General features: G+C 71.3%; 10 protein-coding genes. 2 read left to right on the forward strand and 8 right to left on the reverse strand.

Annotation, left to right across the window (positions count from 1 at the left end; all coding sequences use genetic code 11):
• Positions 1–21: 21 nt before the first annotated feature.
• Positions 22–687 (forward strand): response regulator, encoded by a 666-nt coding sequence (locus tag PotMrB4_RS13365; protein ID WP_172433556.1) that lies wholly within the window; start codon positions 22–24, stop codon positions 685–687.
• Positions 684–2,087 (forward strand): ATP-binding protein, encoded by a 1,404-nt coding sequence (locus PotMrB4_RS13370; protein WP_172433557.1) that lies wholly within the window; start codon positions 684–686, stop codon positions 2,085–2,087. Before PotMrB4_RS13365 ends, PotMrB4_RS13370 begins: the two co-directional genes overlap by 4 nt.
• Positions 2,088–2,090: 3 nt before the next feature.
• On the opposite strand, the gene PotMrB4_RS13375 is transcribed toward PotMrB4_RS13370, so the two are convergent.
• From PotMrB4_RS13375 to PotMrB4_RS13410, 8 genes are all read right to left on the reverse strand, one after another.
• Positions 2,091–2,909: a PA3715 family protein gene (locus PotMrB4_RS13375; RefSeq protein ID WP_330592401.1), complete on the reverse strand. Its 819-nt coding sequence runs from the start codon at positions 2,907–2,909 to the stop codon at positions 2,091–2,093.
• A 70-nt stretch (positions 2,910–2,979) separates the two neighbouring features.
• Entirely contained in the window at positions 2,980–3,498 is a 519-nt protein-coding gene (locus PotMrB4_RS13380; protein WP_172433558.1) for a hypothetical protein, read from the reverse strand.
• Positions 3,499–3,590: 92 nt separating this feature from the next.
• Entirely contained in the window at positions 3,591–4,328 is a 738-nt protein-coding gene (cobA, locus tag PotMrB4_RS13385; protein ID WP_044407669.1) for a uroporphyrinogen-III C-methyltransferase, read from the reverse strand.
• 11 nt (positions 4,329–4,339) lie between these two features.
• Positions 4,340–7,039 carry a nitrate reductase gene (locus PotMrB4_RS13390; protein ID WP_394354031.1) on the reverse strand — a complete coding sequence of 900 codons (2,700 nt, stop codon included), beginning with the start codon at positions 7,037–7,039 and terminating at the stop codon, positions 4,340–4,342.
• Positions 7,040–7,056: 17 nt separating this feature from the next.
• Positions 7,057–7,380 carry a nitrite reductase small subunit NirD gene (gene nirD / locus PotMrB4_RS13395; protein ID WP_172433559.1) on the reverse strand — a complete coding sequence of 108 codons (324 nt, stop codon included), beginning with the start codon at positions 7,378–7,380 and terminating at the stop codon, positions 7,057–7,059.
• 41 nt (positions 7,381–7,421) lie between these two features.
• Entirely contained in the window at positions 7,422–9,872 is a 2,451-nt protein-coding gene (gene nirB / locus PotMrB4_RS13400) for a nitrite reductase large subunit NirB (protein ID WP_172433560.1), read from the reverse strand.
• Between the two features lie 242 nt (positions 9,873–10,114).
• Entirely contained in the window at positions 10,115–11,794 is a 1,680-nt protein-coding gene (locus PotMrB4_RS13405; RefSeq protein ID WP_172433561.1) for a bifunctional protein-serine/threonine kinase/phosphatase, read from the reverse strand.
• Positions 11,791–12,999, reverse strand: a complete 1,209-nt coding sequence (locus PotMrB4_RS13410; protein ID WP_044407659.1) for an MFS transporter — start codon at positions 12,997–12,999, stop codon at positions 11,791–11,793. The genes PotMrB4_RS13405 and PotMrB4_RS13410 overlap by 4 nt, the downstream gene beginning before the upstream one ends.
• Positions 13,000–13,381: the final 382 nt, after the last annotated feature.

Consider the following 13,381-nt stretch of genomic DNA (forward strand, 5'->3'; position numbering starts at 1 on the left):
CCGAACGATGGAGAGCGCCCCATGCGCGTGCTGCTGGTCGAAGATGATGCCGCCCTGGCCCAGGGCATTCGCGTGGCCCTGCGCAAGGAGGGCTACACCCTCGACTGGGTGGCCGACGGCGTGGAGGCCGGCCATGCCTTGCGCAGCGAGGCCTTCGACCTGGTGCTGCTGGACCTGGGCCTGCCGCGCCAGGACGGCCTCACCCTGCTGCGCCAGCTGCGCAGCCGGCCGGAGACCCAGGTGCCGGTGCTGGTGCTCACCGCCCGCGACGGCAAGGCCGACCGCATCCTGGGGCTGGATGCCGGCGCCGACGACTACCTGGTCAAGCCGGTGGACCTGGACGAACTCAAGGCTCGCATCCGCGCCCTGCTGCGTCGTTGCCAGGGGCGAGCGCAGCCGCTGCTGGAACATGCCGGCGTCAGCCTCGATCCGGCGACCCAGGAGGTGCGCTACCACGGGCAGACGGTGGCGATGACGCCCATGGAGTACCAGCTGCTGCACCAGTTGCTGGTGCGCCCTGGGGCGGTGGTCACCCGTGAGCGCCTCAGCCACACCCTCTACGGCTGGAACGAGAGCGGCCCCGGCAACACCCTGGAAGTGCTGATCCACAACCTGCGCAAGAAGCTCGACAGCGGTCTGATCCGCACTGTGCGCGGGGTCGGTTACCTGGTGGAGCGCGCGCCATGATCGCCATTCGCACCCGCATCCTCGCGCCGACCCTGGCGCTGTTCCTGATCGGCAGCCTGGTGCTGGGCCTGCTGGCGGTGCGTGACAGCCACCGGGAAATCGAAGGCATCTACGACGCCCAGCTGCTGCAGACCGCCCGCCTGCTGCAGGGCGTGCTGCGACAGCCGGGCCTGGAGCGCGCCGACTGGGCGAGCCTGCGCCAGGCGCTGGACCAGGCCATGGAGCGCTCCGCAGAGGGCGTGCTGACCCACCCCTACGAGATCGACGTGGCCTTCCAGATCTGGTCCCGCGATGGCCGCCTGCTGCTGCGTTCCGACGACGCCCCGGCGCTGGAGAACCCCCCGGCGGTGGGCGTGCAGGACTTCATCGTCGACGGCCACGAATGGTGCGGTGTGCTGCTGGACGACGCCGAGCAGGGCCTGCTGATCTGGGTCGGCGAGCGCGACGACCTGCGCCAGGACCTGATCCAGCGCATCGTCCAGCACGCCTTGCTGCCCAGCCTGGTGGGGTTGCCGCTGCTGGCCCTGGTGATCTGGCAACTGCTGGGCTGGGGCCTGCGCCCCCTGCAGCGCCTGGCGCGGCAACTGCGCGCCCGTCCGGTGGACAGCCTGGAACCCTTGGCACGCGGCCCGCTGCCGCCCGAACTGGAGCCGGTGCGCAGCGCCCTGGACCGCCTGCTGCAGCAACTGCGCAACCTGCTGGAGCGCGAGCGGCGCTTCATCGCCGATGCCGCCCACGAGCTGCGCACGCCCCTGGCCATTCTTGACATCCACGCCCGCAACGCCCGTCAGGCCGACAACGACCAGGAGCGTGACGAGGCCCTGGCCTTCCTCCAGCAGGGCGTGGGCCGCGCCACCCGCATCGCCAGCCAGTTGCTCACCATGGCCCGCCTGGAGCCGGAGATCGACACCCGGCAGCCCGTGGACCTGCCGGCCCTGGTGCGCGAAGAACTGGCGGAGCTGACGCCGCTGGCCCTGCGCCAGGACGTGGAGCTGGTGCTGGAAGGGGAGCCCGCGTGCCCGGTGCAGGGCGAGGAAGCCTCGTTGTCGATCCTGCTGCAGAACCTCATCAGCAATGCCCTGACCTTCACCCCGCCTGGCAGCGAGGTGCGGGTGCAGGTGGATGCCCTTGGTCAGGGCGTGCGCCTGCGGGTGCTGGACCAGGGGCCGGGAGCCAGCGAGGCCGAACTGGCGCGCCTCTGCGACCGTTTCTACAGCGCCGGCAACCCCCAGGGTGCGGGCCTGGGGCTGGCCATCGTGGAGATGATCAGCCGCCGCCTCGGCGCTTCGTTGCGCTTGAGTAACCGCGCCGAAGGCGGCTTCTGCGTGGAGCTACTGTTCCCGCTGTTGGGCGGCGCGCGGCCAGGGGCCCCGCTGGAGGGCCTGGCCGGGCGTCGCTGAGGTTCAGTCGACGCTCAGGGTGCCCCAGAAGGTGTCGGTGGATGAGTAGGGGTAGGTCTTGCCGTCGTATTGCAGGGTCTTCTTCACCGTGCGCAGCGGTTTGTCGTCGTCGTCGCTCACCTGGGCGGAGAGGATCAGGTCGGCGAACCCGTGGCTGCTCTTCGGGGCGATGGCCAGGGTCATCCGCGCGTGCTCGGAGCGGAAGCGGTCGTTGTTCACGCAACTGGTGCCCTGCACGGTGATCCACTCCCGCAGGTAGCCGGTGAATACCGGGCGCAGGGTGGCGGCCTTGCCGGGGACGAACAGCGTCAGCTCGTCGAACTGACCCGCGTCCGGGCAACTGGGCCCACGGGCCTGGCTGCTGATCACCACGCCGAAGGCACGCACGTCCTTGGCCAGGCGGTAGCGCGCGGTGTCCAGCCAGAGGCTGTCGGCGCTGATCTCCAGCAGGGCGTCTTCTTCCAGGTTGCCTTCGTGGCGCTCCAGGATGCGCCCGCTGGCGCTGTCCACCCGCGCCACCAGCAGGTGCAGCTGGCGTTCACCGGGCGTGCCACCGCTGGTATCGCTGTCGTAGGCCAGGGCCACCACGCTCTGCCGAGCGTCGTCCGGCCAGCGCTTGCAGGCGGCAGCCACCAGCGGGCCTTCGCTGTCGTAGCTCGGCTGTTGCCAGCCTTTCTGGCCCAGTTGCTGGGCGATGCTGTTCAGCAATGCGGGTTCACAGGGTTGTGCATCGCGGGCCCAGGCGGGGTTGGCCAGGCTGGCGGCGGCCGCCAGCAGCCAGGGCAGGGCGCGGAACAGGGGGCGATGGAGGCGACGGTCCATGTGCGGGTGTCCTGAGTGGAGAGAAGGGCGGGCATTCTAGCGCCCGGCAGGGCTTGGCGGCGTACGCCGGTCAGCCGTCGAATACCTGGCAGCCGAAGTAGAACGTCCCGGGCGGCGACGCGCTGTCGGTGCCGACGAAGAAGGCATCCGGGAAGGGGGGGTCGTCGGAGGCCTGGCCGACCTCCTTGCGGTACTGCCCGCGTCCCCAGCCGCTGGTGGCCAGGTCCTCCTTGGGCACGGGCTGCACGCCGGTCCTGCCGACGAAGGCCGCCTGGTCGCCGGTGGCCTGCGCGTAGAACACTGCGCCGCTGTCGCCCCGGTACCAGAGGGTGCTGATCGGCACGCCCAGCACCTCGACCGGTTGCGGCAGGTGGTACTCCAGGTCGATCAGGCCGTCTTCGTCATGGTCCACGGCGACGATGCCGTTGGCCTTGAACAGTGCCTTCACCGCATCGTCGCGGGAATCCAGCGGGGCCTGCTGGCAGGTCAGCGCCTTCTCCAGCGCGCCGGCCACCTGGGCGTCCAGCGCGAAGGCGGGTGAGCTGGCCCAGAGCAGGGCGAGGAGGGCAATGGGATTCCTGGGCTTCACGGGACGGTCTCCTTGACGGTCAGCGGGCGGGCATTCTAGCGCGCCCATGGCCGCGTACCGTGATGCGCTGGGCGCTTCCGCAACCGCCCCCGTCAGGCACTCAGGGGCAGGGCGCTGACCGCCGCCTCGGCCGCCACCTCGCCGATCACCAGGATCGCCGGGCTGCTCAGGCGGAAGGCGCTGGCGTCCTGCAACAGGGTGGCCAGGGTGCTGCGGCGCTCGCGCTGTTCCGGGAGCGAGGCGTTTTCGATCATCGCCAGCGGCATGCCCGGCGCCATGCCGCCGGCGAGCAGCCCGGCCTGCAAGGCGGCCAGCCGGGCGACGCCCATGTACACCACCAGGGTGGTGCCGCTGGCGGCCAGGGCGGCCCACTCCGGCTCGCTGTCGTCCTGGGTGTGGGCGGTGACCAGGGTCACGCCACGGCTGACGCCCCGAAGCGTGAGCGGGATGCCGCAGGCGGTGGCGCCGGCCAGCCCGGCGGTGATGCCGTTGACCAGTTCGCAGTCCACGCCGCGCTCCGCCAGCCAGGCGGCTTCTTCGCCGCCGCGCCCGAAGATGCACGGGTCGCCGCCCTTGAGCCGCACCACACAGCGCCCCTGGCGGGCGTAGCGCAGCATCAGGCGGTGGATGAAGGCCTGGGGCGTGGAGCGGCAACCGCCACGCTTGCCCACCCGCACCACCCGTGCGCCGGGGCAGTGCACGAGCAGGGCCGGGTTCACCAGATCGTCGATCATCACCACGTCGGCCGCGCCCAGTACGCGGGCGGCCTTCAGGGTCAGCAGTTCGGGGTCACCGGGGCCCGCGCCCACCAGCCAGACCTTGCCGTTCATGTGCAACCTCCTCAGGCGCTTGCCCGTTGTGGCGCCGCCAGCAGGCGGCGGATTTCCGGTACGCAGGAGCCGCAGCGGGTGCCGCAACCGAGCTCCTCCTTCAGGCCCGCCAGGTCCAGCCCCCGGGCGATGCCGGCCAGCACCGCCGGCTGGCTGATGTTCATGCAGGTGCACAGGGTGCGCGTGGCGGCGGGGGTGCCGCTGGGCGGTGTGCTCAGGGGCGCCAGCAGCCAGCGGCGCAGGCTTTCGTCGGCGCGGCCTTCCTGCCAGAGGCCCTTGAGCCAGTCCCGCGCGGCCGTTTCGCCCGCGAGGCGCAGGGCGGTGATGCGGCCGCCCTCGATGCGCACCCGCTTGCCCACCGCGCGGCGCGGGTCGTCGTAGGCCAGCACCGGGCCGTCCAGCAGCCCCAGGGCCTGGTCGATGCGCTGCAGCAACATCGGATCGGGGGCCCCGCCGTGGGCAGCGCGGATCACCAGGGCGCCGCGCTCGTAGCCGCTGGGCACCAGGCTGGCGTAGGCAAAGGCGTCGCAGAGCGGGCGCAGGGTGGTGAAGGCGGCCTGCAGGTCGCCCTCCACCAGGGCGAACAGCTGCCAGGGCAGCGCCACCGGCTCCACCTCCACACAGGCGTGCTTGAGCTCCGGCTGGCGCGACAGCGGGTCCCGCGCCGGGCTGGTCAGGCGGTTGCTGCCCAGCCCGGAAAGGAAGCGGTCGCCCCAGTGCATCGGCAGGAAGGCCTGGCCGGGGCGCAGCGCGTCGTCGGTGATGGCAGGCAGCAGCAGTTCGCCCCGGCGGCTGCGCACCCGCACCAATTGGCCGTCGACGAGCCGGCGCCGACGCATGTCCTCCGGGTGCAGGCCGAGTTGCGGCCCGTCCACATGGCCGAACAGCCGGGGCAGGGTGCCGGTGCGGCTCATGCCGTGCCACTGGTCGCGCAGGCGCCCGGTGTTGAGCACCAGTGGGTAGCGCGCATCGCGGCGCTCCAGCGGCGGCCGGTAGGCCTCGGTGATGAAGCGGGCGCGGCCAGTGGCGGTGGCGAAGCGCCGGTCGCCGTACAGGCGTGGCGTGCCGGCCTGGGCTCCGGCGGGAAAGGGCCACTGCTGCGGGCCGAGGCGCTCCAGCAGGGCGTGGGAGAGGCCGCTGAGGTCCAAGTTGCGGCCGGCGGTCAGCCCCTTGTACTCGTCGAACAGCGCTGCCGGGCCGTCGAAGTCGAACAGGCTCGGGTGGCCAGGGCGCAGGCGGCGTTCCAGGCGGCGGGCGAAATCGCAGGCGATGACCCAGTCGGGGCGCGCCTCGCCAGGCGCCGGGACGGCCTGGCGCACGCGGCTGATGCGCCGCTCGGAGTTGGTCACGGTGCCGTCCTTCTCGCCCCAGCTGGCGGCGGGCAGCAGCAGGTCGGCATGGCGGCAGGTCTCGGTGGTGGCGAAGGCCTCCTGCACCACCACGAAGGGGCAGGCGGCCAGGGCTTCGTGTACCTGGGCCTGGTCCGGCAGGGACTGGGCCGGGTTGGTGCAGACGATCCACAGCGCGCGGATGCGCCCCTCACGCACGGCTTCGAACAGCTCCAGGGCGGCCAGCCCCGGCGCCTCCGGCAGCGACGGCACGCCCCAGTGGGCGGCCACCTCCTGCCGGTGCCCGGCATCGCCCGCTTCCCGGTGGCCGGGCAGCAGGTTGCTCAGGCTGCCGGTTTCGCGGCCGCCCATGGCGTTGGGCTGGCCGGTGAGGGAGAAGGGCCCGGTGCCCGGCCGGCCGATCTGCCCGGTGGCCAGGTGCAGGTTGATCAGCGCGCTGTTCTTGGCGCTGCCGGCGCTGGACTGGTTGAGCCCCATGCACCACAGCGAGAGCAGGCGCGGCGTGCGTCCGATCCATTCGGCGCAGCGCTGCAGGTCGGCCGCGTCGATGCCGCAGGTCTGCGCCACCTGCGCCGGCCCGTAGTCGCGCACCAGCGCCTTGAGGGCGTCGAAGCCCTCGGTGTGCGCGGCGATGAAGCCGTGGTCCACCCAGCCTTCCCACAGCAGGAGGTGCAGCAGCCCGTGGAACAGCGCCACGTCGGTGCCGGGGAGGATCGCCAGGTGCAGGTCGGCCAGCTCGCAGGTGTCGGTGCGTCGGGGGTCGATGACGATCACCTTCATCTCGGGGCGCTGCGCCTTGGCTGCCTCCAGGCGCCGGAACAGCACCGGGTGGGCGAAGGCCATGTTGCTGCCGACGATCAGCACGCAGTCGGCCTGTTCGATGTCCTCGTAGGAACAGGGCGGGGCGTCGGCGCCCAGGCTGCGCTTGTAGCCGACTACCGCCGAGGACATGCACAGCCGCGAGTTGCTGTCGATGTTGTGGGTGCCCACCAGGGCCCGGGCCAGCTTGTTGAAGGCGTAGTAGTCCTCGGTCAGCAACTGGCCGGAGACGTAGAACGCCACGCTGTCCGGCCCGTGCTCGGCGAGGGTGGTGGCGAAGCGCTCGGCGGCGTGCTCCAGGGCGGTGTCCCAGTCGGTGGCGCTGCGTGCCAGGCCCTTGGCCAGGCGCAGCTCCGGCCGCAGGGCGCGGGCCGCCGGGTCGCCGCTGAGGTGCAGGCTGGAGCCCTTGCTGCACAGGCGACCGAAATTGGCCGGGTGGGCCGGGTCGCCGGCGACCCCGAGGATGCGCGCGCCGTCGTGTTCGATCAGCACCCCGCAGCCGACGCCGCAGTAGCAGCAGGTGGTGGCGGTGGTCCGGGTCATGAGCGGTCCTCGTCGGGTCAGGCGCAGGCCGTGCTGCGCAGGGCCAGCAGCACGCGGCCGCCTTCCACCCGCACCGGGTGCCGGTGGGCGCAGCCCTGGTCCGGGGCCACCGCCTCGCCGGAGGCGAGTTCGATGTGCCAGGCGTGCAGCGGGCAGGCCACGCGCTTGCCGTAGACCAGCCCCTGGGACAGCGGGCCGCCCTTGTGCGGGCAGCGGTCGTCGAGGGCGAAGACTTCGTCTTCGGCGGTGCGGAACACCGCGATGTCGCCGTTGGGGCCGGCGACGATGCGCGAGCCCAGCGGGTTGATCTCGTCCAGGGCACAGATGTCGAGCCAGTTCATGGGGCGTTCTCCAGGTCGGGTCGGGTGGGCGGCACGACGCCTCAGGCGTCGGCCAGTGCCTTCACGGGGATGCGTTGGAATTCCTTCTTCAGGGCCGGTTCGGCGATGCGCGCCTGCCACGGGTCCTGTTCGAAGGACAGGGCGTATTGCAGGCGCTGGTTGAGGGCGCGGCGGGTGTCGGCGTTCTCCAGCACCGCCTGGCGGATGTGCGCCATGCCCACCCGTTGCAGGTAGTGCACGGTGCGTTCGAGGTAGAAGGCTTCCTCGCGGTAGAGCTGGAGGAAGGCACCGCTGTATTCGCGCACCTCGTCGGCGGTCTTGAGCTTGACGAAGAACTCCGCCACTTCGGTGCGGATTCCACCGTTGCCGCCGATGTACAGCTCCCAGCCGCAGTCCACGCCGATGATGCCGATGTCCTTGATGCCGGCCTCGGCGCAATTGCGCGGGCAGCCGGAGACGGCCAGCTTGACCTTGTGCGGCGACCACATGTTGAACAGGTCGTGCTCCAGGTCGATGCCCAACTGGGTGGAGTTCTGCGTGCCGAAGCGGCAGAACTCGCTGCCGACGCAGGTCTTCACCGTGCGGATGGACTTGCCGTAGGCATGGCCGGAGGGCATGTCCAGGTCCTTCCAGACGCCGGGCAGGTCCTCCTTGCGAATGCCTAGCAGGTCGATGCGCTGGCCGCCGGTGACCTTGACCATGGGCACCTGGTACTTGTCCGCCACGTCGGCGATGCGGCGCAGCTCGGCGGCGCTGGTGACGCCGCCCCACATGCGCGGTACCACCGAGTAGGTGCCGTCCTTCTGGATGTTGGCGTGGGCGCGCTCGTTGATCAGGCGCGACTGCGGGTCGTCGTGGGCCTCGCCCGGCCAGGTGGAGATCAGGTAGTAGTTCAGCGCCGGGCGGCAGGTGGCGCAGCCGTCCGGGGTGGTCCAGCCCAGCGCGGCCATGGTCTGCCCGAGGTGGGTCAGGTGCTGCTCGCGGATGGCCGCGCGCACCTGCCCATGGTTCAGCTCGGTGCAGCCGCACACGGCCTTTTCGCTCTTGGGCTTCACATCCGCTGCACCGCCTACGGTGCTGATGAGGATCTGCTCCACCAGCGGTGCGCAGGAGCCGCAGGAGCTGGCGGCCTTGGTGTGCTTCTTCACCTCGTCGACGCTGAACAGGCCGTTGGCCTGGATGGCTTTGACTATGGTGCCCTTGCACACGCCGTTGCAGCCGCATACCTCGGCGCTGTCGGGCATGCTCGCAGCGCTGCTTTGGCCCTGGTGGCCGACGTCGCCCAGGGCGCTCTCGCCGAACATCAGGTGGTCGCGGATACCGCTGATGTCGGCGCCCTCGCGCACCTGGCGGAAGTACCAGCCGCCGTCGGCGGTGTCGCCATAGAGGCAGGCGCCCACCAGCACGTCGTCCTTGATGACGAGCTTCTTGTAGACCCCGCCGATGGGGTCGGAGAGGGTGATGGTCTCGGTGCCGTCGCCACCCATGAAGTCCCCGGCGGAGAACAGGTCGATGCCGGTGACCTTGAGCTTGGTGGAGGTCACCGAGCCCTGGTAGCGGGCGAAGCCGAGCATGGCCAGGTGGTTGGCGCAGACCCGCGCCTGTTCGAACAGCGGCGCCACCAGGCCGTAGGCGATGCCCCGGTGGCTGGCGCATTCGCCGACGGCGTACACGCGCGGGTCGTAGGTCTGCAGGGTGTCGTTGACCAGGATGCCGCGGTTGCACGGCAGGCCCGCGCGCTCGGCCAGTTCGGTGTTGGGGCGGATGCCGGCGGCCATCACCACCAGGTCGGCCGGGACCACCTCGCCACCCTTGAACTGCACGGCGCAGACGCGGCCCTCGCCGTTGTCCATCAGCTCATCGGTGACGGTGTTGAGGCGGAAGTGGATGCCTCGCGCCTCCAGTGCGCTCTGCAGCAGCTTGCCGGCGGTGCGGTCGAGCTGGCGCTCCAGCAGCCAGTCGGCCAGGTGCACCACGGTGACGTCCATGCCGCGCTGCTTGAGGCCGTTGGCCGCCTCCAGGCCGAGCAGGCCGCCGCCGATCACCACGGCGTGGCTGTGACGCTGGGCGGCGTCGATCATGGCCTGGGTGTCGGCGATGTCGCGGTAGCCGATCACACCCGCCAGGCGGTTGCCCGGCACCGGCAGGATGAAGGGGTTGGAGCCGGTGGCGATCACCAGGCGGTCGTATTCGGCCTGGGTGCCGTCGTCGGCGGTGACCACTCGGCGGCGCCGGTCGATGGCCACCACCTTGCGGTTGAGCAGCAGCTGGATGCGCTGCTCGGCGTACCAGTTGAGGTCGTTGAGGACGATGTCCTCGAAGGCCTGTTCGCCCGCCAGCACCGGCGACAGCAGGATGCGGTTGTAGTTGGGGTGCGGTTCGGCGCCGAACAGGGTGATGTCGTAGAGGTCGGGGGCGAGCTTGAGCAGTTCTTCGAGGGTGCGCACTCCGGCCATGCCGTTGCCGATCATCACCAGCTTGAGTTTCTTCATGCGGAAGGCTCCTGCATAAAAATCCGGGCAAACAAAAAAGGCGTCCCGCTGTTGCCAGCAGGACGCCTTTGTCCAGGTCCCGTTCGATCGGGAAGGGCACCCACTCGCCGTTGAGCAGGGGCCTGTGAATGTGTCGAAACCTCTCTAGCAGGCAGCGTGCCAACCCGTCGGAGCCCGCCCGGCGCGGCGTTGCGGCACCCGGCACGGTAAAAGCGGGGTGGCGCGTGCGCCGTCCGGGGGCGTCATGCGCCGCCGTGGTGCGCCAGCAGGGCCAGCCCCAGCAGCAGGTTGCCGGCCAGTGCCAGCAGGGCGATGGCGCGCCAGGTGGCGGCCGGCGCCCGTTGAAGCAGGGGGCGCGGGCGGCTGTCGTCGCGGCGCTCGCCGCGCTCCAGTTCCAGCAACCAGTGCTCGGCGGTTTCGTGGCGCTGGGTCGGGTCCAGGGCCAGGGCCTTGTCCAGCAGGGCATCGATCCACGGCGGGACGTCCGGCCGGTAGCGGCTGGCCGGCGTCGGCGGCCCCAGGCGCGGACGCTGGAAGGCCTCCACCTCGCCCTGTGGGAAGTGCTGGGTGAGCAGCCGGTACAGGGTGACGGCGGCGGCGTAGAGGTCCAGCCCCGGTGCGGGTGCTGCACCGGCGTAGGCTTCCGGCGGCAGGTAGCCGGGGGTGCCGGGCAGGCCCGCGTCCGGCTCGGCGGACAGCCCCGGGCAGTAGGCGAGGCCGAAGTCCAGCAGGCGCAGCTGGCCGTCTTCGCCTTGCAGCAGGTTCTCCGGCTTCACGTCGCGGTGCAGCACGTTGCGCCGGTGCAGGGTCCCCAGGGCCTGCAGCAGCTGGCTGGCCACCTGCAGCCAGGCGTCCAGGGGCAGCGGGCCATCCTCGGCCAGGCGCCGGCCGAGGTCGCGCCCGGGGTATTCGCGCTGCACGTAATAGAGGTGCTGGCGCTGGGGCAGGGGGTGCACCTCGGCGAAATGGCGGCCGGCCACCCGGCGCAGGAACCATTCCTCCTGCAGCAAGGCGATGGCCGCCTCCGGTTCGTCGTGGCGCTCGTGGGGCAGGGTCTTCAGCAGCCAGTCCTGGCCAGCGGCATCGCGCACGCGGTACAGCAATGACTGGCGCGAGGCAGCCACCTGGCCCTGCACCCACCAGCCTTCGAACCGTTGGCCGGGGCGCAGCTCGGGGGGCAGGGGGCGGTCGTCCACTTCGGCCATGGCATCGGCCAGGGCCCGTTCCGGCAGTTGCTGGACCTGTACCAGCAGGGCGCTGGCGTTGTCCTGGCTGCCGGCCAGGTGGGCGGCGCTGACCAGCGCGCGGGCGGCGGCCTCGGGGTCGGCTTCGTCCTGCAGCAGGTGGCGGATGCCGTCGTCGCCAAGGCTGGCCCAGACGCCGTCGCTGACCAGCAGGAAGGCGTCGCCCTCGTGCAGGTCGCCGTCGCGGTAGTCCACCACCAGGTGCTGATCCAGGCCGAGGGCGCGCTTGAGCACATGCTGCATGCCGGGCTGATCCCATACGTGATCCTCGGTGAGGCGCTGCAGGCGGCCTTCGTGCCAGCGGTAGGCGCGGCAGTCGCCGACGTGGGCGAGGGTGAAGCGGCGCCCGCGCAGCACCAGGGCGGTGAGGGTGGTGAGCAGCGGCTGGCCACCGCCGTTGGCGCGCAGCCAGCGGTTGTGGGCCAGCAGCAGGCGGTCCAGGGCCTGGGCCACGGCCCAGGTTTCCGGCGTGGCGTAGTAGTCCAGGGCCAGCGCCTGCAGGGTGGCGCGGGCCGCCAGGCCACCGTCGGCGCACTGGCTGACGCCGTCGGCGAGGGCGAACAGGCTGCCCTTGCTGGCGGCCAGGGGCGCGGCGGGGGTGACCACCCGCAGCGCGTCCTGGTTGTCCCGCCGGGGGCCGGTGGCGCTGGCCTGGCCGACCCGCAGGCGCAGGCTCATACCCGCGCTGCGGTGAGGGCGGCGCTGCCCCAGGTGGTGCGCCAGCGCAGCTTGACGCCGTACAGCCCGACCCAGGCCAGCAGGCCGAGGCTGGCGAACAGCCACAGGCCCAGCTGGTAGTCACCGGTGTGCTGCTTGATGGCGCCGAGCCCGGCGGTGAGGCAGAAGCCGCCGATGCCGCCGGCCATGCCGATCAGCCCGGTCATGACGCCGATCTCCTTGTGGAAGCGTTGCGGCACCAACTGGAACACCGCGCCGTTGCCGGCGCCGAGGCTGAGCATGGCGATGACGAACAGCGCCAGGGCGGCGAAGACGCTGCCGAGGTTGAAGCCCACGGCGGCGATGCAGAGCGAGGCGAGGGTGTAGACCACCAGCAGGGTGCGAATGCCGCCGATGCGGTCGGCGAAGGCGCCGCCGATGGGGCGCATCAGGCTGCCGGCGAACACGCAGGCGGCGGTGTAGTAACCGGCGGTGACCGGCTCCAGGCCGTACTGGTCGTGGAAGTAGCCGGGCAGGGTGCTGGCCAGGCCGAGGAAGCCGCCGAAGGTGACGCTGTAGAAGAACATGAACCACCAGCTGTCACGGTCACCCAGGGCCTTGAGGTAGTCGCCGAGCGCCTTGGGTGCCGGGCGATTGGGAGCGTTGCGCGCGGCGATGGCGAAGATCGCCAGGGTCAGCACCAGCGGCACCAGCGCCAGGCCGAACACGTTGTTCCAGCCGTACAGGGCGGCCAGCCCCGGGGCGAACAGCGCCGCCAGCACGGTGCCGGAGTTGCCCGCCCCGGCGATGCCCAGGGCCTTGCCCTGGTGCTGTGGCGGGTACCACTGGGAGGCCAGCGGCAAGGCAACGGCGAACGAGGCCCCGGCGAAGCCGAGGAACAGCCCCAGCAGCAGCGCCTGCTCGTAGCTGTGGATGCCCAGCTGCCAGGCGCCGAACAGTGCGCCGATGACGATGACCTGGCCCAGCAGGCCGGCACTGCGCGGCGAGGTGCGGTCGGCCAGCAGGCCCATCAGGAAGCGCAGCACGGCGCCGGCCAGGATCGGTGTGGCGACCATCAGGGCGCGCTGCTGGGTGGTCAGCCCCAGGTCGGTGGCGATCTGCACCCCCAAGGGGCCGAGCACGTACCAGACCATGAAACTCAGGTCGAAATAGAGAAAGGCGGCGAACAGGGTCGGGGTGTGGCCCGCTTTCCAGAAACTCGTCATCGAACGAACTCCTCATCTGCATCAGTGGGGAACCGGACGGACCACCCCCGGCAGTGCACGGCGGTTGCGTCCCTCCGGCACATGCGCGCCGGACGGGGTCGGGCGCGCCCGGCCGGTCATGGCCGGGGCTGGATCGGGTGATGTCACACGCGCGGGCGGACTGCGCCGCGCTGCCCCTGCGCCGGGGCTGGAACGCAAAAGGCGCCGCGATCCCGCAGCCGGTGGGCTGGGGAAACGCGACGCCTTTGTCGTTCGGTGGGCAACCGCCGTTGGCTACCTGGGGGAGGCTCAGCAAGAGCCGGGCCAAGTGCGGGGGTGGGCTGGCAGGGCAGGCGATGCGCCGGTTGGCAGGCTGCCGGGGGGATTCATGCCGCTGGGACGA

Origin of the sequence: Metapseudomonas otitidis (assembly GCF_011397855.1) — a bacterium.
Classification (GTDB): domain Bacteria; phylum Pseudomonadota; class Gammaproteobacteria; order Pseudomonadales; family Pseudomonadaceae; genus Metapseudomonas; species Metapseudomonas otitidis.